The 20,828-nt window shown below is 68.1% G+C and carries 20 protein-coding genes and 2 rRNA genes; 15 read left to right on the top strand and 7 right to left on the bottom strand.

The window, feature by feature from the left end; all coding sequences use genetic code 11:
- The 4 genes from RN02_RS26135 to RN02_RS26120 all read left to right on the top strand — a co-directional run.
- Nucleotides 1–73 (top strand): 23S ribosomal RNA (locus RN02_RS26135); the annotation flags it as partial.
- A 131-nt stretch (nucleotides 74–204) separates the two neighbouring features.
- A 5S ribosomal RNA gene (gene rrf, locus RN02_RS26130) occupies nucleotides 205–320 on the top strand.
- 415 nt (nucleotides 321–735) lie between these two features.
- A complete protein-coding gene (locus RN02_RS26125) occupies nucleotides 736–2,022 on the top strand; it encodes a dicarboxylate/amino acid:cation symporter (RefSeq protein WP_043272577.1) in 1,287 nt (428 codons plus the stop codon).
- Between the two features lie 85 nt (nucleotides 2,023–2,107).
- Nucleotides 2,108–3,802, top strand: coding sequence for an NAD-dependent malic enzyme (locus RN02_RS26120; RefSeq protein ID WP_043272928.1), 1,695 nt, complete (start codon nucleotides 2,108–2,110; stop codon nucleotides 3,800–3,802).
- 22 nt (nucleotides 3,803–3,824) lie between these two features.
- Here the strand turns inward: RN02_RS26120 and RN02_RS26115 are convergent, their stop codons facing one another.
- Together RN02_RS26115 and RN02_RS26110 are read right to left on the bottom strand one after the other, a co-directional pair.
- Entirely contained in the window at nucleotides 3,825–4,175 is a 351-nt protein-coding gene (locus RN02_RS26115; RefSeq protein WP_043272929.1) for a hypothetical protein, read from the bottom strand.
- A 5-nt stretch (nucleotides 4,176–4,180) separates the two neighbouring features.
- Nucleotides 4,181–4,780, bottom strand: coding sequence for an NAD(P)H-binding protein (locus RN02_RS26110; protein ID WP_043317995.1), 600 nt, complete (start codon nucleotides 4,778–4,780; stop codon nucleotides 4,181–4,183).
- Nucleotides 4,781–4,980: 200 nt separating this feature from the next.
- Here RN02_RS26110 and RN02_RS26105 point away from each other — a divergent pair, with 200 nt between their 5' ends.
- The 7 genes from RN02_RS26105 to RN02_RS26075 all read left to right on the top strand — a co-directional run bounded on the left by RN02_RS26105 (nucleotide 4,981) and on the right by RN02_RS26075 (nucleotide 11,825).
- Complete coding sequence (locus RN02_RS26105; RefSeq protein WP_043317993.1) at nucleotides 4,981–6,108, top strand: AGE family epimerase/isomerase; 1,128 nt, start codon at nucleotides 4,981–4,983, stop codon at nucleotides 6,106–6,108.
- A 155-nt stretch (nucleotides 6,109–6,263) separates the two neighbouring features.
- Entirely contained in the window at nucleotides 6,264–6,521 is a 258-nt protein-coding gene (locus tag RN02_RS26100; protein ID WP_043317991.1) for a hypothetical protein, read from the top strand.
- A 423-nt stretch (nucleotides 6,522–6,944) separates the two neighbouring features.
- A complete protein-coding gene (locus RN02_RS26095; RefSeq protein ID WP_009620169.1) occupies nucleotides 6,945–7,154 on the top strand; it encodes a cold-shock protein in 210 nt (69 codons plus the stop codon).
- Nucleotides 7,155–7,594: 440 nt separating this feature from the next.
- The gene (gabP, locus tag RN02_RS26090) at nucleotides 7,595–9,010 is read left to right on the top strand and encodes a GABA permease (RefSeq protein ID WP_043317989.1); all 1,416 of its coding nucleotides are present in this window, start codon (nucleotides 7,595–7,597) and stop codon (nucleotides 9,008–9,010) included.
- A gap of 45 nt (nucleotides 9,011–9,055) precedes the next feature.
- Nucleotides 9,056–10,054, top strand: a complete 999-nt coding sequence (locus tag RN02_RS26085) for a GlxA family transcriptional regulator (protein ID WP_152623820.1) — start codon at nucleotides 9,056–9,058, stop codon at nucleotides 10,052–10,054.
- A 434-nt stretch (nucleotides 10,055–10,488) separates the two neighbouring features.
- The gene (locus RN02_RS26080) at nucleotides 10,489–10,812 is read left to right on the top strand and encodes an FAD-dependent oxidoreductase (protein ID WP_043317985.1); all 324 of its coding nucleotides are present in this window, start codon (nucleotides 10,489–10,491) and stop codon (nucleotides 10,810–10,812) included.
- A gap of 83 nt (nucleotides 10,813–10,895) precedes the next feature.
- Entirely contained in the window at nucleotides 10,896–11,825 is a 930-nt protein-coding gene (locus tag RN02_RS26075) for a LysR family transcriptional regulator (RefSeq protein WP_043317983.1), read from the top strand.
- On the opposite strand, the gene RN02_RS26070 is transcribed toward RN02_RS26075, so the two are convergent.
- Both RN02_RS26070 and RN02_RS26065 read right to left on the bottom strand, forming a co-directional pair.
- Entirely contained in the window at nucleotides 11,816–12,259 is a 444-nt protein-coding gene (locus tag RN02_RS26070; RefSeq protein ID WP_043317981.1) for a GlcG/HbpS family heme-binding protein, read from the bottom strand. The genes RN02_RS26075 and RN02_RS26070 overlap by 10 nt on opposite strands.
- Before the next feature lie 2 nt (nucleotides 12,260–12,261).
- Complete coding sequence (locus RN02_RS26065) at nucleotides 12,262–13,605, bottom strand: metal-dependent hydrolase family protein (protein ID WP_043317980.1); 1,344 nt, start codon at nucleotides 13,603–13,605, stop codon at nucleotides 12,262–12,264.
- Between the two features lie 260 nt (nucleotides 13,606–13,865).
- Between RN02_RS26065 and RN02_RS26060 the strand changes: the two genes are divergently transcribed.
- Nucleotides 13,866–14,246, top strand: coding sequence for a nuclear transport factor 2 family protein (locus RN02_RS26060; protein ID WP_043317978.1), 381 nt, complete (start codon nucleotides 13,866–13,868; stop codon nucleotides 14,244–14,246).
- A gap of 2 nt (nucleotides 14,247–14,248) precedes the next feature.
- Here RN02_RS26060 and RN02_RS26055 read toward each other — a convergent pair whose 3' ends face one another.
- The 3 genes from RN02_RS26055 to RN02_RS26045 all read right to left on the bottom strand — a co-directional run bounded on the left by RN02_RS26055 (nucleotide 14,249) and on the right by RN02_RS26045 (nucleotide 17,914).
- Nucleotides 14,249–15,442 carry a Fic family protein gene (locus RN02_RS26055; RefSeq protein WP_082033893.1) on the bottom strand — a complete coding sequence of 398 codons (1,194 nt, stop codon included), beginning with the start codon at nucleotides 15,440–15,442 and terminating at the stop codon, nucleotides 14,249–14,251.
- 193 nt (nucleotides 15,443–15,635) lie between these two features.
- Nucleotides 15,636–16,793: an alpha/beta hydrolase family protein gene (locus RN02_RS26050; protein WP_043317976.1), complete on the bottom strand. Its 1,158-nt coding sequence runs from the start codon at nucleotides 16,791–16,793 to the stop codon at nucleotides 15,636–15,638.
- A 182-nt stretch (nucleotides 16,794–16,975) separates the two neighbouring features.
- Nucleotides 16,976–17,914: a LysR family transcriptional regulator gene (locus RN02_RS26045; protein WP_043317974.1), complete on the bottom strand. Its 939-nt coding sequence runs from the start codon at nucleotides 17,912–17,914 to the stop codon at nucleotides 16,976–16,978.
- 283 nt (nucleotides 17,915–18,197) lie between these two features.
- Here RN02_RS26045 and RN02_RS26040 point away from each other — a divergent pair, with 283 nt between their 5' ends.
- From RN02_RS26040 to RN02_RS26030, 3 genes are all read left to right on the top strand, one after another.
- Nucleotides 18,198–19,139 carry a VOC family protein gene (locus RN02_RS26040; RefSeq protein WP_043317973.1) on the top strand — a complete coding sequence of 314 codons (942 nt, stop codon included), beginning with the start codon at nucleotides 18,198–18,200 and terminating at the stop codon, nucleotides 19,137–19,139.
- A 3-nt stretch (nucleotides 19,140–19,142) separates the two neighbouring features.
- Nucleotides 19,143–19,490, top strand: a complete 348-nt coding sequence (locus tag RN02_RS26035; protein WP_009620182.1) for a Rieske (2Fe-2S) protein — start codon at nucleotides 19,143–19,145, stop codon at nucleotides 19,488–19,490.
- Between the two features lie 141 nt (nucleotides 19,491–19,631).
- Complete coding sequence (locus RN02_RS26030; RefSeq protein ID WP_043317971.1) at nucleotides 19,632–20,756, top strand: FAD-dependent oxidoreductase; 1,125 nt, start codon at nucleotides 19,632–19,634, stop codon at nucleotides 20,754–20,756.
- Nucleotides 20,757–20,828: the final 72 nt, after the last annotated feature.

Below are 20,828 nucleotides of genomic sequence, written 5' to 3'. Positions count from 1 at the left end.
TTGATAGGTCGGGTGTGTAAGCGCTGTGAGGCGTTGAGCTAACCGATACTAATTGCCCGTGAGGCTTGACCATATAACACCCAAACAATTTGTGTGTTGGACGGTGAAGTCGACGAACCGAAAGTTCGTGTGAACCGCAAATACCTGTCACATACCCGAATCAGGGTGAACGTGAGCGCAAGCCACGAGCATCCGAAAGAATTGCTTGACGACCATAGAGCGTTGGAACCACCTGATCCCATCCCGAACTCAGCAGTGAAACGACGCATCGCCGATGGTAGTGTGGGGTTTCCCCATGTGAGAGTAGGTCATCGTCAAGCACCTATCCCAAAACCCCTGATCAGCCTGGCTGGTCGGGGGTTTTGCTTTGGCGCGCGGAAAAGCCGGCGCATCTCCCTGTAGGAGCGGACCTTGTCCGCGATCACCGGAGGTCCCGGCGCACTTCGCGGATAAGATCCGCTCCTACGCCGCCCCACCTGCGCCATTCCCCCTGTAGGAGCGCGCCCTGCGCGCGAATCGCGGGCAGGGCCCGCTAAGCAGGCAGACATTCGGAACTTCGCCTCGCTGTGTAGCGCCTATAGTCAGAAACAATAGGTAACAAGTTCCCGGCCACCGCCACTGCTCGCCGGGAGTCCACCGTCTGCAGGACGCGCTCTCGAGGATGGGGAGGCCCGGTCGTGGAGTCGGGTGCCGTGGCCAGGAGGGCCGGCGCCGATCTGGAGAAAGGTAGCCGCCATGAGCAAGAAACCCTTCTACAAGAGCCTCTACGTGCAGGTGCTGATCGCCATTGCCATCGGCATCGCCCTGGGCCACTTCTATCCGCAGACCGCGGTGCTGATGAAGCCCCTGGGCGACGGCTTCGTTAAACTGATCAAGATGGCCATCGCGCCCATCATCTTCTGCACAGTGGTCACCGGCATCGCCGGCATGCAGAGCATGAAGGCGGTGGGCAAGACCGGTGGCATGGCGCTGCTGTACTTCGAGGTGGTTTCCACCATCGCCCTGATCATCGGCCTGGCGGTGGTCAACATCGTCCAGCCGGGTGTGGGCATGCACGTCGACCCGGCCAGCCTGGATACCAGCAAGGTCGCCGCCTACGCCTCGGCCGGCGAGAAACAGAGCACCATCGAGTTCCTGCTCAACATCATCCCCAACACCGTGGTCGGCGCCTTCGCCAACGGTGACATCCTCCAGGTGCTGTTCTTCTCCGTGCTGTTCGGCTACGCGCTGCATCGCATGGGCAGCCTGGGCCAGCCGATCTTCCTGTTCATCGAGCGTTTCACCCAGGTGATGTTCAACATCATCAACGTGATCATGAAGGTCGCTCCTATCGGCGCCTTCGGTGCCATGGCTTTCACCATCGGAGCCTATGGCGTGGGTTCGCTGGTGCAACTGGGCGAGCTGATGGCCTGCTTCTACCTCACCTGCATCCTCTTCGTGCTCCTCGTGCTGGGCAGCATCGCGCGCTTCCATGGCTTCAACATCCTGCGTTTCATCAACTACATCCGCGAGGAGCTGCTGATCGTTCTCGGCACTTCCTCGTCGGAGTCCGCGCTGCCGCGGATGATCGCCAAGATGGAGAAGCTGGGTTGCGACAAGACCGTGGTCGGCCTGGTGATTCCCACCGGCTATTCCTTCAACCTCGACGGCACCTCGATCTACCTGACCATGGCCGCGGTGTTCATTGCCCAGGCCACCGATACGCAGATGGACATCATCCACCAGGTGACCCTGCTGGCGGTGCTGCTGATCGCCTCCAAGGGCGCGGCCGGCGTCACCGGTTCGGGCTTCATCGTCCTGGCCGCCACTCTGTCCGCCGTGGGCCACCTGCCGGTCGCCGGTCTGGCGCTGATCCTCGGCATCGACCGCTTCATGTCCGAGGCCCGCGCCCTGACCAACCTGGTGGGCAACGGCGTGGCCACCGTTGTGGTAGCCAAGTGGTGCAAGGAGCTGGACGAGGAAACCCTGCATCGCGAACTGGCCGCCGGACCCTCGGAGCTCGAAGCATCGATGGATCATTGAAAGCTTCACGCGCTACCCTCTACGGCGCCCCTGCACGGGGCGCTGTCGTTTCCTGAAGCCCGTCATGCAGGCAGTGGAGAAAGCCATGACCGAACGCAAGTCGAACTACCCGCTGTACACCCACTATTCGGGCCCGGCCCTGCTGGAGATGCCGCTGCTGAACAAGGGCAGCGCCTTCAGCCCGCAGGAGCGCATCGACTTCAACCTCATCGGCCTGCTGCCGCAGACCGTGGAGACCATCGAGGAACAGGCCGAGCGCGTCTACCAGCAGTACCTGCAATGCGCCTCCGACCTCGACCGGCACGTCTACCTGCGCTCCATCCAGGACAACAACGAGACGCTGTTCTTCCGCCTGCTCGAAGGCCACCTGGAGGAGATGCTGCCGATCATCTACACCCCCACGGTGGGCCAGGCCTGCCAGGACTTCTCGAAGATCTACCGCACCCACCGCGGGCTGTTCGTCTCCTGGCCGGACCGCGAGCGCATCGACGACGTGCTGCGCAGCGCCACCAAGGATAAGGTGAAGATCATCGTGGTCACCGACAGCGAGCGCATCCTCGGCCTGGGCGACCAGGGCATCGGCGGCATGGGCATCCCCATCGGCAAGCTGTCGCTGTACACCGCCTGCGGCGGCATCAGCCCGGCCTACACGCTTCCCATCGTGCTCGACGTGGGCACCAACAACCAGGCGCTGCTGGACGACCCGCTGTACATGGGCTGGCGCCACCCGCGCATCAGCGGCAAGGACTACGACGACTTCGTCGAGCTGTTCATCCGCGCCGTACAGCGCCGCTGGCCGGGCGTGCTGCTGCAGTTCGAGGACTTCGCCCAGACCAACGCCATGCCTTTGCTTGCGCGCTACCGCGACCAGCTGTGCTGCTTCAACGACGACATCCAGGGCACCGCCTCGGTGGCGGTCGGCACCTTGCTGGCGGCGTGCAAGGTCAAGCAGCAGAAGCTCAGCGAGCAGGTGATCACCTTCGTCGGCGCTGGTTCCGCCGGCTGCGGCATCGCCGAGCACATCATCGCCGCCATGCAACTGGAAGGACTGTCCGAGGCGCAGGCGCGCCAGCGCATCTTCATGGTCGACCGCCACGGCCTGCTGGTGGAGGGCATGGACGGCCTGCTGGACTTCCAGCGCAAGCTGGCGCAGAAGGCTGCCGACGTGGCCGACTGGCAGCGCGGCGAGGACGGCATCGGCCTGCTCGAAGTGGTCAGCCGGGCCAAGCCGACGGTGATGATCGGCGTTTCCGGGCAGCGCGGGCTGTTCAGCGAGGCGGTGATCCGCGAGATGTACAAGCACTGCCCGCTGCCGCTGGTGATGCCGCTGTCCAACCCGACCTCGCGGGTCGAGGCGACGCCGGCGGAAATCCTCCAGTGGACCGAGGGCCGCGCGCTGGTCGCCACCGGCAGCCCGTTCCAGCCGGTGGAGCACGGCGGGCGCAGCATCCACATCGCCCAGTGCAACAACTCCTACATCTTCCCCGGCATCGGCCTGGGGGTGATCGCCGCCGGTGCCCGGCGCGTGACCGAGGCGATGCTGATGGCAGCCTCCAACGCCCTAGCCGAATGCTCGCCAGTGGTGACGGGGGAGGGCGATGCGGTGCTGCCGCCGCTGCGCGACATCCAGCAGGTCAGCCGGCGCATCGCCTTCGCCGTGGCCAAGCAGGCCCAGGCCGAGGGCGTGGCGCTGGAAACCCCGGACGACATGCTCCAGGCCGCCATCGAGCGCAACTTCTGGGTGCCGCGCTACCGCGAGTACCGCCGTCGCTCGTTGTGAGGTCGCCGCTGCAGGAGGTGCGCTAGCGCTTCCAGCGCCCGTGGCGCTCTTCGCCTGCCGGGCGCCCTGCGCGGCGCTCCTGCAGGGCGAACTGCAGGGCCTTGGCTGCGCCGGCGCCGAGCAGTCCGCCCAGCAGGGTGGCGACGACCTGCAGCAGCAGGCCCAGCGCGCTGGCGGCGTTCATCTCGCGCAGGAAGGTCGCCGCTTCCGGCCAGAGCGCCAGCCACAGGCCGACGAAGCCCAGCACCAGGTCGTACCAGAAGGCGCCGACCCCGGCGGGGCGGTAACCGCGAACGAAGAGGATGAAGGCGCTGAAGGCCAGCGCCAGGAGCAGAGTGCCCAGCGTCTGGCTGAGCGCATCAGGACCGGACATGGCCATCACCTCCCAGCCTCGCGCAGACGCAGGCACTGGCGGCTGTGCAGCCCCAGGCGCACCTCGTCGAGCAGCGCCTCGGCACAGGACAGGGCCTGCTGGCTTGCCTTGTCCATGGGCGCGGCGGCGCGGCTGAAGTCATCGATGCGCAGGCCTTCGATCAAGTCCGGCGCCTCCACCAGCGTCCAGTTCAGGCCGCTCACCTCCAGGCTGCGCGCAAGGCCGGCGCCGAGTTGCTCGTCGGCGGCATCTTGCGGCGCCACCAGCCACTGCCAGTGGCCCACCAGGAACAGCCGCGGCATGCCGGCGCGCAACGCACCGTCGATGAGCGCGCCACACTGCGGCGGCAGCTGTTGCGGCGGTTGGTCGCCGAGCATGGCGAAGACCACGTCGAGCCCCGTCACCGCCTCGCTGACCTCGATGGACGACGCCAGGCCGCCCAGCTTGCAGCGCAGGCCGGGGCGCGCACGCAGGTCGTTGAGGTCCTCCACCAGGGCGCTGACCTCGTGCTGCCGGTGCAGCGCGGCGGCGACCAGGGCCTGGCCGAAGCTGTCGAAGGGGCGGAACACGCCCAGCTTCAGCGTGGGGGTCTCGAGGTTGTGCATGGCGCTTCCTCCGATTGAAGGGCAGGGCGGGCCTATGCATATCGAAGCCTTGGCGAGGGCGGAGGTTCCGCCGGCCTGGCAGTTGGCCGGGGCAGGGAGCGGAACACGCAGTCCGGTGTCGAGTGCGGGCGGGTTCTTTCCGAGGGGCTTTTCCTCTATCTTCTGCGCTTGCGCCTTCCTTCCTCACGCAGACTCGTCGAATGCCCGTCCCGTCGTTCCTTTCGCCATCCCTCACCGCCGGTATCGAGGCGTTGACCCGTCACTACGCCGACACCGTCCTTCCGCTGTGGCGCGCCGCCGGCTGGAACGAGGCGCTGCAGTTGCCCTACGAGTCGCTCGACGATCGCAGCGGACAGCCCCTGCCCGCGGTGCGCTACCGCGCCATGGCCTGCGCCCGCCAGCTGTTCGTCTTCAGCCACGCGGGGCCTGCCGACGCCGCTCGGGCCGAGGCATTGTTCGACTCGCTGCAACGCCACTTCGGCGATGGCCTGGGGGCCTGGCTCTACAGCATCGACGCGGCCGGCAAGCCGCTGGACAGCCGCCGCGACCTCTACACCTTCGCCTTCGTGGTGTTCGCCTGCGCGCAGTATCACAAGCTCAGTGGCAACGCGGCTGCGCTGGAGCTGATGACGCGCACCACCGAGCTGATCGAGCAGCGCTTCGCCGATGGCCAGGGGTTGTACCTGTCCGCGCTGGCCGAGGATTTCGCAGACGACGGCGCGCCCGTGCTGCAGAACCCCATCATGCACCTCACCGAGGCCTATCTAGCGGCCTATGCCATCGCCGGCGAGCCCTGGTACGGAGAGCGCCTGCAGGCGATCGGCGCCGCGGTATTGGCGCGCTTCGTCGACCCGGCCAGCGGCTGCATCGCCGAGCTGCCGCAAGGCGAGGCGGGCAACCGCATCGAGCCGGGGCATCAGTTCGAATGGTTCTCGCTGGTCATGGGCGCGCCGGAGTTGTTCGCCGGTTCGGCCCTGGAGGCCGCGCTGCGTCGCGCCTTCGTCTTCGCCCGGCAGCATGGCGTGGCCGCCGATACCCTCGGCGTCAGTGCCGCACTGGCGGCGGACGGCACGCTGCAGGACGCCACCCAGCGCATCTGGGCGCAGACCGAGTTCGCCCGCGCCCTGGCCGTGGAGGGTAGCGCCCGATCCCTCGATACCCTGGCGCTCTGGACCGAGCGCTTCCGTTCGCGCTTCCTCCACGACGGCGGCTGGCACGAGGTGCTGGGGCCGGACGGCGAGGTGCTGCGTGCGGACATGCCGTCCACCACGCCCTACCACCTGCTGGGCGCCTACCAGGCGCTGCAGGCCCTGGTTGGGCGCGTCTGACTCCTTGTACCGCCCGGCGGCCATGCCTTTGGCAGGGGCGATCCGGCGGAACCGCTGGCAAGCTGGAGAGTCCGTGAAAGGGTGGGCGAGCGTCCGCCATCTCGCGCAACTCCAGCCATGTGAACGGCCTGCCAGCGGGCCAGGGGGAACGATGCATGCAACAGCGAACCAGTGAGCCGAACTTCATGCCACCCAGCGAGTACACCACCTCCAGCGGGGTGGCGGTGCTCATTTCGCCGCGTTACGCCGGCCCCGGCAAGGTCGCCGAGATGCTGCTTTCGCTGGCGAAGGTGCCCACCAGCGTATCGCCGCTGGACGTGGTGATCGGGCCCTGGGAATCCCATGAGGCCGCCTTCGAGGCCTCCTTCGCCGCCGCCGAGCGCTGGGTGGACCAGCTCGACGGGAGGGCCTGAGCCGGGCTTTTCGCGTTATCCATTAGCGCATTCCCGGGGCATATGGGGCGCCGAGGTGCTTTCGTTTCTTGCAGGCCGCGCTGGGATGCTCTTCGTATGAGCGAGCCATGCCTACCTCCGGCTCTACCTGTAGGAGCGCGCCCTGCGCGCGAATCGCGGGCAGGGCCCGCTCCTACAGGTGTTGGGAGACGCTTCCTGCGCGTCGTGGAAAGGCGACCGGCCGTCCAGAATCGCGATGCGGAAAAGAAAATGCTGTTCAAATCCGTCGAACCCTGTATTCTGCTGCCACTGCCTGCCAGTTTAGCGCCTCCGTCTTGATGTTCAGTCCGTTCTGATTTCCATCTCCTCGGTTTCTCTTCACTCTGCATTCAGTTTCAGCCAGGCATGTCGCCTGTGCTCGTTCCTACCTTGGAGATCTACATCATGGCAAACCGCCAAACTGGTACCGTCAAGTGGTTCAACGCTGAGAAGGGCTTCGGCTTCATCACCCCGGAAAGCGGCCCGGACGTCTTCGTTCACTTCCGCCAGATCGAATCCACCGGCTACAAGAGCCTCGACGAGGGTCAGCGCGTCAGCTTCCTCGTGACTGCCGGCGCCAAAGGCCCGCAGGCCGAGCAGGTTCAAGCCCTGTAAGCGCACCTTCTGGTGCCCGAAGCCCCGCATCGCATTGCGGGGCTTTTCGTTTGTGCTCGAAAAATTCCCTCTCGCAATCGAAACTCCGCTACCTCGGCCGGGCAATCTGGTACTCGATGACCGATGCCGTCGCCTGTCTCGCCCCTGACCGGGCGCTCCGTATCTCCGTGCAGACGCTGTCCGTGGACGGTCGCTGCATCTAGCAGCGTCGCTGTCCTTCCTCTTCTTCCTCTTCCCGCCGATGTCGTTTTCATGCTGTCGCCAGCGCCGGGCCTGGGCGCTCGCGGGCGAGGCCATGTCGTTTTTGCTCATGCCCATGGCGATCCTGGGCAAATGCCCGGATAACGCCCTGGAATAGGGTTGTGCCCGCGTCCCGCAGTCCGGGACGCCCGCCAGGTGGCGCCTTGCCACCGCATAACAAATTCAACAAGGGCCGACCGATGAGTATTCCAAGTGCGAAAGGCGCCAGTGGCGAACTGGTCCAGGGCTTCAAGCCGCGCCATGTGACCATGCTGTCCATTGCCGGGATCATAGGCGCGGGGTTGTTCGTCGGTTCCGGCCATGCCATCGCCGCCGCGGGGCCTGCCGCCATCCTGGCCTACGCGCTGTCCGGGCTGCTGGTGGTGCTGGTGATGCGCATGCTCGGCGAGATGGCCGTGGCCCGCCCCGACACCGGCTCCTTCTCCGCCTACGCCGACCAGGCCATCGGCCGCTGGGCCGGCTTCACCATCGGTTGGCTGTACTGGTGGTTCTGGGTGCTGGTGATCCCCATCGAGGCAATCGCCGCCGGGGTGATCTTCAACAGCTGGTTCCCGCAGGTGCAGACCTGGGTGTTCGCCCTGGTGATGACGCTGCTGTTGACCGTCACCAACCTGTTCAGCGTGGCCAAGTACGGCGAGTTCGAGTTCTGGTTCGCCATGCTCAAGGTGGGCGCCATCGTGCTGTTCATCAGCCTGGGCGCGGCGGCGCTGCTCGGCGTGCTGCCGGCGGGGCACGAGGTCAGCGGCCTGGGCAGCCTGATGCGCGAGCACGGCGGCTTCCTGCCCAACGGCTGGGGCGCCATCTTCACCGCGCTGATTACCACGCTGTTCAGCTTCATCGGCACTGAGGCGGTGACCATCGCCGCCGCCGAATCCAGCGACCCGCGGCGCAACATCGCCAAGGCCACGCGGGCGGTGATCTGGCGCATCAGCGTGTTCTACCTGCTGTCGATCCTGGTGATCATCTCCGTGGTGCCCTGGAACGACCCCATGCTCACGGCGCAGGGCTCCTACCAGCGCGCCCTGGAACTGATGAACGTGCCCCACGCCAAGCTGATGATGGACGTGGTGGTGCTGGTGGCCGTGGCCAGCTGCCTGAACTCTTCGATCTACATCGCCTCGCGGATGATCTACTCGCTGAGCCGCCGCAACGACGCGCCGGCCTTCATCCAGCGAACCTCGGCGGCGGGAGTGCCGCGGGCCGCGGTCATCGCCAGCACCCTGATCGGTATGCTCACCACCGTGCTGAACTTCATCGCCCCGGCGCGGGTGTTCGACTTCCTCCTCGCCAGCTCCGGCTCCATCGCCCTGCTGGTGTACCTGGCCATCGCCGTCTCGCAGCTGCGCATGCGCGCCAATCTGCAGCGCAGCAACCAGGAGATCGCCTGCCGCATGTGGCTGTTCCCCTGGCTGACCTGGGCGGTGATCGCCTTCATCAGCACCGTGCTGGCGGTGATGTTCATCCTGCCGGAGCACCGCGCCGAAGTGAGTTCCACCCTCGGCCTGAGCGTGGCGACCGTGCTGCTGAGCTTCACCAATCGACGCCAGGGCGCGGCTGTCGGCGGCCGCCTCGACCCGCTGCGTTCGGCCGGCTGACGGCGGGAGTCGCGATTGGTCGACCGGCGGCAGTTCAGCGGCGCCATGCAGGGCCGCAACCTCAGGTTCCTTTCCGCGCCCCGGGCGGGCGCGCAACGCCAGGGGCGGGTGGGCTTCCTGCTGCTGGAGCATTTCTCCCTGCCGGCCTTCACCCAGGCGCTGGACACCCTGGTCACCGCCAACCTGATCCGCGCCGACGCCTTCGCCACCAGCACCTTCAGCCTGGACGGCGAATCGGTCACCAGCGACCTGGGCCTGGTCATCTGCCCGGGCGCGGTACTGGTGCCGGCAGCGCTCGCCGGGCTGGACCTGCTGGTGCTCTGCGGCGGCCTGCGTACGCCGCTGCGCGCCGCGCCCGAGCTGACGCGCCTGCTGCAACTGGCGGCGGAGAAGGGTGTGGCCCTGGCCGGGCTGTGGAACGGCGCCTGGTTCCTCGGCCAGGCCGGCCTGCTGGACGGCTACCGCTGCGCGGTGCACCCGGAGAACCGCGCGGCCCTGGCGGAGATCGCCCGGCACAGCGAAGTCACCAGCGAGAGCTACATGGTCGACCGCGACCGCCTCACCGCCGCGAGCCCCACCGGGGCCTTCAACATGGTGCTGGAGTGGATGGACGCACTGCACGGCCGCGAGTTGGTGGACGCCGTGGCGGACATCCTCGCCTTCGAGGAATCGCGCTTCCGCCGCGCCCGTCCGGCGCTGCACGAGAAGCTCAGCGAACCGCTGCGCGAGGCCATCAACCTGATGAGCGCCAACATCGAGGAGCCGCTCAGCCAGGAGCAGCTGGCGCGCTACGTCGGCCGCTCCAAGCGGCAGATCGAAAGGCTGTTCCAGCAGCAGCTGGGCACCACGCCGGTGCGCTACTACCTGGAGCTGCGCATCACCGAAAGCCGCCGCCTGCTGCAGCATTCGGACCTGCCGATGTTCGAGGTGGGCCTGGCCTGCGGCTTCGTCTCGCCCAGCCATTTCAGCAAGTGCTACACGTCTTTCTACGGGTACCCGCCGTCGAAGGAAGTGCGCCATGGGTGTGTGAAGTCGGTGCGGTAGGTTGGCTTGTGGAAATGGCGGATAACGCTGGGGCGTTATGCGCTCTAGGATTCGGGAGGGGTGGTTCCGGGGGCCGAGGTGTTTTGGATTGACTCCGTTCCCTCTCCCCAGCCCTCGGCTGCGCGCCCCGCCCTGAAGGGAGAGGGGGCTTGTCCGTGCCGAGACAAGCTTTGGTGTTAGTCGGGAACTCGGTACAAGCCGACTAACGCCGAAACACCAGCGCGCTCCGAACGGTCCCCTCTCCCTTCAGGGAGAGGGTTAGGGAGAGGGGCGGCCTCGAACCCGAGCACCAGAACGCCCGGCGAACCCCGCGCTGCCTTGAACGTAGGACGGACAACCGCGAACGGTCATGCGCCCCACGCCACCGTAGGATGGGTTGAGCGAAGCGATACCCATCGCCACGCCCGCATGGGTTTCGCCAGGCGGTGCTGGAGATGGTCGATTACCACCGGCGCTTCGAGGTGCCCATCCGCCTGGTGGAAGGCCCGGAATTGCGCGAGCTGGAACCGGCGCTCAACGCCCGCGCCACCTGCGCGGTGGAGCTGCCCGGGGTGAGCCGCACGCTCGACCCCTACGCCCCCAGCCGGCGCCTGTTCGAGCGCTTCCTGCGCCTGCCCCAGGTGTTCTACAACTTCGGCCACGGCCATATCGGCCTGACCTTGGGCGCCATCACCGGCCAACTGCTGGCCGAACAGGCCTCGGGATTGGCGCCTTCGGTGCCGCTGGAGCCTTTCCTGGCGCGGCGTTTCGCAGGGTAGGCGCAGGCAGGTATCGCCCTGCGCAATACCTGCCAGCGGCAAACGCGCTCCGTCGCCGGCGGCGCGCGGGGTATAAAGCGCCCATGCGCTACCGTCGCCTCGACCTCAACCTGCTGGTGGCCCTGGCCGCGCTGCTCGACGAGTGCAGCGTCAGCCGGGCCGCCGAACGCCTCCACCTGGGCCAGTCGGCCACCAGCGCGGCGCTGGCGCGCCTGCGCGAGCATTTCAACGACCCGCTGCTGCTGCCGGTGGGGCGGCGCCTGGTGCCCAGCGCCCTGGGCCGCCAGTTGCTGCCGAAGGTACGCGAGGCGCTGGCCCTGGCTGGCGAGGTGGTGGATGCGGCGGTGGTGTTCGACCCTTCGCGCTGCGACCGGCGCTTCACCCTGGTGGCCTCGGACTACGTGGCGGCGACCCTGTTGCCGGCGGCCAGCCGCGAACTGTCGCGGCTGGCGCCGGGGGCCTCGCTGGTGGTGCGCGACCTGCCGCTGCCGCGTGATGGAGACGTGGTCGCCGAAGCCCTGGAGTACCGCCGCAGCGACCTGGTGATAGTGCCGCAGCGCCGGGTGAATGCCCGTTATCCGCAGATGCCGCTGCTCAGCGACGAGCTGTGCTGCATCGTCTGCGCCGGGCAAGCGGCCTTCGCCGAGGGCCTGAGCCTGGCCGACTATTGCGCCGCCGAGCACGTGCTGCGCGAGTTCGCCGACGGCCAGAACCTGGCCATGGACGCGCTGCACCTGCGCGAGCTGGGCATCGAACGGCGCGTGGCGGTGGCGGTGCAGAGCTTCGCGCTGATGGCCGAGTTCATCGTCGGCACGCCGCGGGTGGCCACGCTGTTCCGCCGTCAGGCGCAGGCCCTGGCGCGGCGCTACCCGCTGCGCGTGCTGCCGGCGCCGCTGGCCTTCCCGGCGGCGCCGCAGCTGTTGCAGTGGCACCCGCAGCAGGACCTGGACCCGGCGCTGGCCTGGCTCCGCGGGCTGCTGGCGGAGCAGGCCGCGCGGCTGGATCAGGCCTGAGCGTCGCCAGTGTCGCCGTGCAGGCCGAGCTCCTCGATGGCCAGCAGGGCGCAGCGCTCGTCGTTGTCGGAGGTGTCGCCGCTCACGCCGATGGCGCCGAGCAGGTTGCCGGCCGCGTCGCGCAGCAGGAGGCCGCCGGGCACCGGGATCACCTCGCCGCCGGTCAGGCTGTTGATCGCATCGAAGAACGCCGGCATGGCCTGGGCGCGGCGCGCCAGTTCGCGGCCCCCGAAGCCCATGCCCAGGCAGCCGCGGGCCTTGCCGCTGGCGATCTGCGGGCGCAGGAAGCTGGCCTGCTCGTCGCGCAGCACTGCCAGCGGGTGGCCGGCGGCGTCCAGCACCGCGGTGGCCAGCGGGCGCAGGCCCAGCGTTCGGGCATGGCGTAGGGTGGCGGCGGCCAGTTGCGCGGCGCGTTCGAAATCGAGGGTGGTCATGCTCACAGGCTCCATTTGCCGAGTTGGGCGACGCGGTCGCGGGTGTAGAGGTCGGTCCATTTCAGCGAATTGAAGTCCGACACCTGCTTGGGGTTGTACGCCGTGCGCTGCAGGCGCACCGGTTCGCCGGCCTTGTACACGGCCTGCAGGCGCTGGCGGTCCTGGAGGATGCGGATGTCGTCCAGGGGCGAGCCGTCGAGCAGCAGCAGGTCGGCCTGCCTGCCCGCTTCCAGCGCGCCCAGCGTCTCGCCGCGCGGCATCAGCCGGGCGCCGACGTTGGTGGCGGCGTACAGCGCCTCGGCCGGGGTGAAGCCCAGGCGGGTGACCAGCAGCTCCAGCTCGCGGGCATGCCATTCGCCGTAGGGGGTGACGGCGAAGCCGCTGTCGCTGCCGCAGGCGAAGGGGATGCCGGCGGCCTTGGCGCGCTTGAGCACCGGGGTGCCCAGCTCCAGGGTGCGTGCGCAGTAGCCGGCGTAGCCGGTGGCGATGGCCGGGTCGTGGGGCTGGCAGAAATCCACGGTGTTCTGCGGGAAGGTCATGGTCGGGGCCAGCACGCTGCCGGCCTCCAGCAGCGCCTCGATGCAGGCGTCGTCCATGTAGAAGGCGTGGAACACCAGGTCCACCCCGGCCCTGGCGGCGTACATCACCGCTTCGCGGCCGTAGGCGTGGGTGGCCACCCGGCAGCCCAGGCGGTGGGCTTCCTCGACCATCTCGCGGGTCTCGTCGGCGGTGAAGGCGGCGATGATCTCGCCGTTGGGCCGGCGGTGGGTGCCGTCCATGGCGATCTTGATCAGGTCGACGCCGTCCTTGGCCTGCTTGCGGATCTCGGCGATGGCTTCGGTGCGGCTGGTGACCAGGGCGGCGGTGAAGTATTCCGGCGCGCCGACGCGGCTGGGGAACCAGTCGTTGAGGCTCTGCCGGTTGGTGATCACGCGGCTGCTGGCGGCGATGCGCGGGCCTTCGAACAGCCCGGCGTTGACCGTGTTGCGCACGGCGATGCTGAGCTGGCCGCTGTCGCCGGGGCAGACCATGGAGGTGACGCCGGCGGCGAGCACGTGCTGGGCGAAGAACAGCCCGCGCAGGGCACGGAATTCGTCGCTGGTCCAGATATCGATGTCTTCCTCGCTCTGGGCGTTGCCGAAGGCCAGGTGGGTGTGCACGTCCACCAGCCCGGGCATGACGAAGGCGGCGCGTTCCTCGCGGTCGCCCGGCTGCGGCCGCGGGGCTTGGGCGCTCGGGCCGACATGGCGGATCAGGCCGTTGTCGATGATCAGCGTCTGGGCGTGGCGGGCCTCCAGGCCGGTGCCGTCGAATAGGGTGGAGCAGTGCAGGTGCAGGGCGCCCATGGGCGTTTCTCCTCGGCTTCTTGTTGTGCCGGCAGGCTAGGGCGGTGTCGGCCCGGCTGACCAACAGATGCTGTCGATGCGCGGTCATCGATGGTGTCGATACCTGCTCCAGGGGGCGTGGCGTCCGGGCTCCGGGCAGGGGGGAGGCCGCGCAGGGCAGGTATCGGCAGTGGCGATGCCTGGCATGGCCAATGGCGATTTTTCCCGCCGGGGCTGCCGGGGCGAGGATGCCGCCGCCATCAAACCAAGAGGGAAACCCGATGAACGATATCCGTAGCGAACTGCTGGCCCTGGAGCAGGAACGCCAGCGCGCGCTGGTGGAAGAAGACCACGCCGGCCTGGAGTGGCTATTCGCCGACGACCTGCTGTACGTGCACACCACGGGTCTGGTGCAGGACAAGGCGCAGTACCTGGACTACGCCCGCCACGCCGTGCGCTACCTGGCGGTGGAACGCGGCGAGTTGCAGGTGCGCCTGTTCGGCGACGGCCTGGCGTTGATGAGTGGGCCGCAGTGCAACCTGCTGCAGAAGCGCGGCGGCGGCGAGCCGGTGTGCGCGGAAGGCTTCGCCACGCAGCTGTGGGTGAAGGAAGAGGCGGGCTGGCGGATCGCGTCGTTCCACGGGACGCGGGTGCTGGCGTAGGGCTATTGGAAGCGCCGATGGAGGTCCGGGAATATCTCCTGGGCGAACCAGGTCGGCAGCCCTGGTTGCACGCTGCGGGACTTTGGCGTCGGGCTGAGCACCACGCCCAGGCGTATCAGGCGGCTCAATTCGTCGATCGCCGGGCGTGGCGTCAGGCCGGTGAAAGTCTTGAAGTCACTGCGTGGCATTTCGCCCTGCACCAGCAAGGCATGCATCGCCGCGGCGCTTTCTTCCCGGGCGCCGGCCGCGCGTAGCTGCGCGTTGTAGCGGAAGGCTCGCACCACCCGCTCGCGCAGCGCTGCCGGGTCGACGGCCTGGGTCATGTAGTCGATCTGGTCGTGGCAGACGTCCAGCATGAACTCGATGAAGGCGAAGTAATGCTTGCGACTCAGTTTGCCGCGCCCGTCCAGGTCGCCTTCCCGTGGGCGGTCGGCCAGCGCCAGCATCCGATAGTAATCCTGGTGCTGGCGCGCCAGTCCGCGGGACAAGGACCAGAGCGTCGGGCGCAGACCCAGGGCGACGAGATGGAGATGGGTCATCAGCCGCGTGGTTCTGCCGTTGCCGTCGAGGAACGGGTGCACGAAGGCCAGCCGGTGATGATAGGCGAGGGCGCCGATCAGGCGGCGGCGCGGGTCGTGGATGCGCCCGAAGCCATAGCGCAGGTGGCGCAGCATCGGCAGCACGACGGCGGCGGCCGGCGCGGGCCTGCCGCCAACGGAAACTTCCTCGTCCGGCCTGGCGCGCAGCTGGCCCGGCCGCAGCAGGCGGCCATCGTCGAGGCGCCGGCTGGCATCCTCCGTAGTGTCGAACAGGCGCCGATGCACGCGCTGCACCAGCGCCGGTTCGAACAGGGCGCTCCACTGCGCGGGGGGAAAACGCCGCAGGGCGCGTTCGAACACTTCTTGCGCCTGCATGTGCCGGATAGCCAGGTCCTGCAGCAGCAGGCGCTCGCGGCGTGGCGCGGTCTGCGCCTGCTGCATCATGGCGATTTCGGTATAGCGGCCCTCGATAAGGTTCGAGTAGTAGCTGTTGGTTATCTGCAGCAGTTGCCCGAGTTGCTCGCTCGTTTGCCTGGCCAGGCGGCCGGCCAGGAAGGCCGCCTTGCCCGGTAGAGTGTCGGCGCGTTCGATGATCGAGGCCGGCAGCTCTTCGGGCAATATCGGGTCCAGCCAGTCCTTGTCGGTGATCAGCGGCATTGCAGCTTTCCAGGGTGAATGTCTTCATATTTAAATTCACATCTGGAAAGGTGGCAAACCCTTATATATTGCGGCTTCTGTCAGGGTTTTGAGCGTATTTCTGCGGGCTTCCCTTCATATTTCCATGGGCAGCTCGCCGGCCCGCCCGGCAGGTGGGAAGCGGCACCGGAATCCGCTGCCGCAAAGCAAACCCTCAGGCCGTACGCCCACCCAGCGTCTCCGCCACCCAGTCGGCTATGTAGTGCCCGGCATTGATGCTGTTGTCGAAGCTCGAATGCTGCACCCCGCCTTCGCGTTCGGTGAAGATCTTCAGCTCGCGTTTCGGGCTGTTCACCAGTTGCTCGTAGGTGCGGTGCGCCCATTTCAGCGGGATCTGCGAGTCCTTCTCGCCGTGGGTGACCAGGAAGGGCACGCGGATGCGCTCGAGCACGCCGTCGAGGTGGACGTTCTCGGCGATGCGCATGAACTCGTCCATGTCCCTGGCGCCCCATACCCAGCGCACGTGGGCCCAGTAGTGCGGCACCGGGAAGTCGCCTTCCTTCTCCAGGCGGCGTTTCTGCACGTCGCGCCAGTCGTGGTTGGCGCCCCAGGCCACGCCGCAGGCGAAGCGCGGTTCGAAGGCCACCGCGCGGGGGCAGTAGTAGCCGCCCAGGGACACGCCTTCCAGGCCGATGCGCTTGGCGTCGACATCTTCGCGGGTTTCCAGCCAGTCGAACACGCGGCTGGCCCAGTGCTCGCTGTCGTAGCGCGCGGTCAGGCCGTGCAGGCGCAGGGCCTCGCCGGTGCCGGGCTGGTCGATGATCAGCGAGGCCACGCCGCGTTTCGCCAGCCAGGCCGGCAGGCCGACGCGGTATTTCATTTCCTTGGTCGAATCCAGGCCGTTGACCTGCACCAGCAGCGGCGCCGGGCCTTCGACGCCTTCGGCGCGCACGTACAGGCCGGCGATGTGCTGGCCCTCGTAGGGGATCTCCACGCGCTCGCAGTTCTCCTTCGCCAGCGCGATGCCGCGGGCGAAGGTCTGCAGGAAGCGCTGGTACAGCGCCTCGCGGCCCGGCGCGCCATGGGCCTGCAGGCGTTCGCAGGTGAGCAGGTAGGTGGCGGCGCGGTTGTATTTCTCGCCGGCGGAGAGCAGGCGGCCGGCGGCTTCGTCTTCCTCGGCCAGGCCGCAGAGCTTGTCGGCCATTTTCGACCAGGTCTCGCGGAAGGCCTGGGTGCCGGCGGCGTCGGGCTGCTTCGCGGCCTCCTGCAGCGGGGCGCACATTTCCTCGATCTCGCCCAGGCGGGCGCCCATTTCGATGGCCAGGTCCACCGAGAGATTCCAGACGTAATTGGTGGGGAAGTAGCGGAACATTCTTGTTGTCCTTTTGCGGTCGATGTATCCGACGCCCGGGAATGGCGGCAGGCACGCAGGGCGCGGTTCGACGGCAAGGTACGCAGGCGGGGCGGCGGCGCGCCAATCGCGAGTGGGGATGCGAGGTATCGCCAAACGCGATGCCCCGGCGCCATGCCGGCGGCCGGGGCGATGGGACGGGCTCAGCCGGTGTGGCGCAGGGCTTCGGGCTGCTGGTCGAGGCTCTGGATGAAGTCGCGGATGCGTTCGCGCAGCCAGCGGTGCATGGGGTCGCCTTCCATGCTGCGGTGCCAGAGCATGTACTCGCGCATCACCGGGATCTTCACCGGCGGCGGCAGGATGCGCAGCGGCAGGTAGCGCGCGTACAGCTCGGCCAGGCGCCGGTGCATGGTGGCCACGCGCTGGGTGCCGACCAGCAGCTGCGGCAGGGTGTTGAAGTCGTTGGTGATCACTTCCAGGCGGCGGTTGAAGCCGTACTGGCTCATGAACCAGTCCTCGATGCTCAGGTGCCGGTTGCGCCCGAAGCCCACCGAGATGTGCCCCATCTGCATGTACTGCTCCAGGGTCAGGCTTTCGCCCACCTCGGGGTTGTCGCGCCAGACCACGCAGACGTGGTCCTCCTCGAACAGCAGCTGCGCCGGATGGCCGTCGATGATGTAGCGCTCGGGCACGATCATCATGTCCACCTCGCCGCGCATCAGCAGCTCGGCGCTGTTGTCGCCGGGGGTGAGGATCTCGAAGGTGATGTGCGGGGCCTGCTGGTGGATCTTCTGGATCACCTGGGCGAAGAGCACGCTGATCAGGTAGTCCGAGGTCACCAGGCGGAAGTGGCGCTTGCTGCTGGCCGGGTCGAACACCGGCTTGGCGGTGATCGAGGAGCGGATGGTCAGCAGCACCTCGCGCACAGGCACCGCCAGTTCCAGGGCATAGGGGGTGGGCTGCATCTTGCGGCCGACCTGCACCAGCAGCTCGTCCTCGAAGAAGGTGCGCAGGCGGCCGAGCACGCCGCTGGTGGCCGATTGCGTCATGTGCAGGCGTTCGGCGGCGCGGGTGATGTTCTGCTCTTCCAGCAGCACATCCAGCGCCACCAGGAGGTTCAGGTCCAGGTGATGGAATCGCATGGCAGATGGCTCAGGCTTGTTGTAGTTATTTTCGCGATACCTTCCCGCCGCATTCCCGATACGTCAATAGCGCCCCGCCGGGAGTGGGCGGCAAACGCCCGCCGCCATGGGCCCGCGCCCAGGTATCGCGATCGGCGATGCCTTGCATCCCCACATGCGATTGGTCAGCCCGCCGCGCCACCCAGCAACCTGCGCTCCAGTCGAGCGGCCCCCGAGCCGCGGCGACCCACCACCGGCGGCCCCCTGCCCGGCGCCGAATCATAATTTCAATGGAGTGGTAGCCATGAACATCCTTGGCCTCGACGCCCTGGTCTTCGGCGTCGACGATATCCAGGCCTGTGCCGATTGCCTGCGCGACTATGGCCTCACGGCCGTGCAACTCACCGCCGACGGCGGGCGCTTCGAAGCCCTCGACGGCACCGCCATCGTCATCCGCCGCGGCGACGACGCTAGCCTGCCGCCGGCCCTGGGCCCAGCGCCATCGCTGCGCGAGACCGTCTACGGCGTGGCCGGCGCCGCAGACCTGGACGCCATCGCCGACGAACTGGGGCGCGACCGCGAGGTGCGCCGCGATGCTGCCGGCGTGCTGCACTGCGTCGACGACCTGGGCTTCGCCATTGCCTTCCAGGTCAGCTGCCGGCGCCCCTTCGAGGCCCCAGCCGACCTGACCAACGCCCCCGGCAGCGCGCCGCAGCGCCCGCTCAACCAGCTGGGCATCACCCCGGACATGCCGGCGCTGCCGCGCACCCTGTCCCACGTCGTGTACTTCGTGCCCGATGCCGCCAGGGGCGAGGCCTTCTACCGCGAGCGCCTGGGCTTCGTCACCACCGACAGCTTCGTCGGCGTCGGCCCCTTCATGCGTTCGGCGGGCATGGACGACCACCACTGCCTGTTCATGATCCAGACGCCGCCGCACATGCAGGGCTGCGAGCACTTCACCTTCCACCTGGGCAGCGGCACCGAGGTACTGCTGGCCGGCACGCGCTTGCAGAACAAGGGCTGGACCAGCTTCTGGGGCCCGGGCCGGCACCTGCTGGGCTCCAACTGGTTCTGGTACTTCAACAGCCCGCTGGGCTGCCACATCGAGTACGACGCCGACATGGACAAGCACGACGACGCCTGGGCCGCGCGCCAGGCGCCGATGTCGGCGGACAACTCGCAGCTGTTCCTCTTCACCGCGCGGGAGAAGTGGGCGCCGAGCGGCCCGCCGCCGAAGCAGGGCTGAGCCGTGGACTGCGTGGCGCTGTGCCGGCTCGACGAGCTGGGCGAGGGCCAGGCGCGCGGCTTCGACCCGCAGGGCGAGGGCGCGGATGCGCTGTTCGCCCTGCGCCACCGCGGCCAGGTGCGCCTGTACCGCAACCGCTGCCCGCACCTGCAGGTGCCGCTGGAGTACCGCAAGGACAGGTTCCTCAGCGCCGACGGCCAGTGGGTCGTCTGCTACGCCCACGGCGCGCGCTTCCGCCCGCACGACGGCGAATGCGTGTACGGCCCGTGCCTTGGGCAGTCGCTGGCGGCGCTGGTGCATGAAGAGAAGGACGGCTGGCTGCTATTGCCGTTGGCGCAACTGCAAGGCTGAGGTATCGCGCCGTGCGATAGGTCGCATCCGCGGACTCGATTGGTCAAGACCCGGCCCCGCCGGGAAGCTGTGCCCCAGGGCACGGAGAACGGCCGCACCGCCAGTCGGTGCGGACAACAAGAACAACACGTGAGAGACGCCATGAACACTGTGAGCAAGGTGCTGATCGTCGGTGGCGGCATCGGCGGGCTGTGCGCCGCCATCGCCCTGCGCCGCAAGGGCATCGCCGTCGACCTGGTCGAGCTGAAGAGCGAGTGGACCGTCTACGGTGTGGGCATCATCCAGCAGAGCAACGTGGTGCGCGAGATGCACCGCCTGGGCCTGCTCGATGCCTACCTGGACGCCGCCTACGCCTTCGAGGACGTAGCCATCTACACCACCGCCGGCCAGCAACTGGTGCGCATCCCCGGCCAGCGCCTGGCGGGGCCGCAGTACCCGGCCAACGTCGGCATCTCCCGCCGCGCGCTGCACAAGGTGCTCAGCGAAACCGCCATCGAGCTGGGCACCCGCGTGCGCCTGGGCACCTCGGTGGAAAGCTTCGAGCAGGACGCCAGCGGCGTCGACGTGCTGTTCAGCGACGGCAGCCAGGGCCGCTACCAGCTGCTGGTGGGCGCCGACGGGCTGTACTCGCGGGTCCGCGGCCTGCTGTTCGGCGACAAGTACCAGCCGCGCTTCACCGGCCAGTCGGTGTGGCGCCACAACTTCAGGCGCGCCGCGCAGATCGACCACCTGGCCAACTACCAGGGCCCCTCGGGCAACGCCGGCCTGGTGCCGCTGGCCGACGACCTGATGTACCTGTTCACCACCTCCCACGAGCCGGGCAACCCCTGGATGGACCCGGCCGGCCTGGCCGAGGGCCTGCGCCAGCGCCTGGCCGGTTTCGGCGGGCTGATCGGCGAGCTGCGCGAGCAGATCACCGACAGCGCCGAGGTCGTCTACAAGCCGCTGGAAGCGGTATTCGTCGACGAGCCCTGGCACCGTGGCCGGGTGCTGCTGATCGGCGACGCCGCCCACGCCACCACCCCGCACCTGGGGCAGGGCGCCGGCATGGCCATCGAGGACGCGGTGGTGCTGGCCGAGGAACTCACCACCGGCGGCAGCCTGGCCGAGCAGCTGCAGCGCTTCATGGGCCGGCGCTTCGAGCGCTGCAAGTTCATCGCCGAGAAGTCCCTGCTGGCCGGCGAGAAGGAGATCGCCCAGGACCCGTCCTTCGACCGCATCGGCCTGGTGAAGCAGATGCTGGAGGTCACCGCGCGCCCCATCTGACCCCACGGCCCGGCGCGCCCCGCCTTGCCGGCGCGCCGCGGCCCACGCCAACACCAACGCACAAGAACAAGA

This window comes from Pseudomonas sp. PI1 (assembly GCF_000812405.1).
Lineage (GTDB): Bacteria > Pseudomonadota > Gammaproteobacteria > Pseudomonadales > Pseudomonadaceae > Pseudomonas > Pseudomonas citronellolis.
The sequence above is the reverse complement of the archived record's forward strand: the minus strand, read 5'-3'. Positions and strand labels throughout refer to the sequence as shown.

Coding starts and splice junctions, on each gene's coding strand:
- RN02_RS26125 (WP_043272577.1), top strand. CDS start 736: ATGAGCAAGAAACCCTTCTACAAGAGCCTCTACGTGCAGGTGCTGATC.
- RN02_RS26120 (WP_043272928.1), top strand. CDS start 2,108: ATGACCGAACGCAAGTCGAACTACCCGCTGTACACCCACTATTCGGGC.
- RN02_RS26115 (WP_043272929.1), bottom strand. CDS start 4,175: ATGTCCGGTCCTGATGCGCTCAGCCAGACGCTGGGCACTCTGCTCCTG.
- RN02_RS26110 (WP_043317995.1), bottom strand. CDS start 4,780: ATGCACAACCTCGAGACCCCCACGCTGAAGCTGGGCGTGTTCCGCCCC.
- RN02_RS26105 (WP_043317993.1), top strand. CDS start 4,981: ATGCCCGTCCCGTCGTTCCTTTCGCCATCCCTCACCGCCGGTATCGAG.
- RN02_RS26100 (WP_043317991.1), top strand. CDS start 6,264: ATGCAACAGCGAACCAGTGAGCCGAACTTCATGCCACCCAGCGAGTAC.
- RN02_RS26095 (WP_009620169.1), top strand. CDS start 6,945: ATGGCAAACCGCCAAACTGGTACCGTCAAGTGGTTCAACGCTGAGAAG.
- gabP (WP_043317989.1), top strand. CDS start 7,595: ATGAGTATTCCAAGTGCGAAAGGCGCCAGTGGCGAACTGGTCCAGGGC.
- RN02_RS26085 (WP_152623820.1), top strand. CDS start 9,056: ATGCAGGGCCGCAACCTCAGGTTCCTTTCCGCGCCCCGGGCGGGCGCG.
- RN02_RS26080 (WP_043317985.1), top strand. CDS start 10,489: ATGGTCGATTACCACCGGCGCTTCGAGGTGCCCATCCGCCTGGTGGAA.
- RN02_RS26075 (WP_043317983.1), top strand. CDS start 10,896: ATGCGCTACCGTCGCCTCGACCTCAACCTGCTGGTGGCCCTGGCCGCG.
- RN02_RS26070 (WP_043317981.1), bottom strand. CDS start 12,259: ATGACCACCCTCGATTTCGAACGCGCCGCGCAACTGGCCGCCGCCACC.
- RN02_RS26065 (WP_043317980.1), bottom strand. CDS start 13,605: ATGGGCGCCCTGCACCTGCACTGCTCCACCCTATTCGACGGCACCGGC.
- RN02_RS26060 (WP_043317978.1), top strand. CDS start 13,866: ATGAACGATATCCGTAGCGAACTGCTGGCCCTGGAGCAGGAACGCCAG.
- RN02_RS26055 (WP_082033893.1), bottom strand. CDS start 15,442: ATGCCGCTGATCACCGACAAGGACTGGCTGGACCCGATATTGCCCGAA.
- RN02_RS26050 (WP_043317976.1), bottom strand. CDS start 16,793: ATGTTCCGCTACTTCCCCACCAATTACGTCTGGAATCTCTCGGTGGAC.
- RN02_RS26045 (WP_043317974.1), bottom strand. CDS start 17,914: ATGCGATTCCATCACCTGGACCTGAACCTCCTGGTGGCGCTGGATGTG.
- RN02_RS26040 (WP_043317973.1), top strand. CDS start 18,198: ATGAACATCCTTGGCCTCGACGCCCTGGTCTTCGGCGTCGACGATATC.
- RN02_RS26030 (WP_043317971.1), top strand. CDS start 19,632: ATGAACACTGTGAGCAAGGTGCTGATCGTCGGTGGCGGCATCGGCGGG.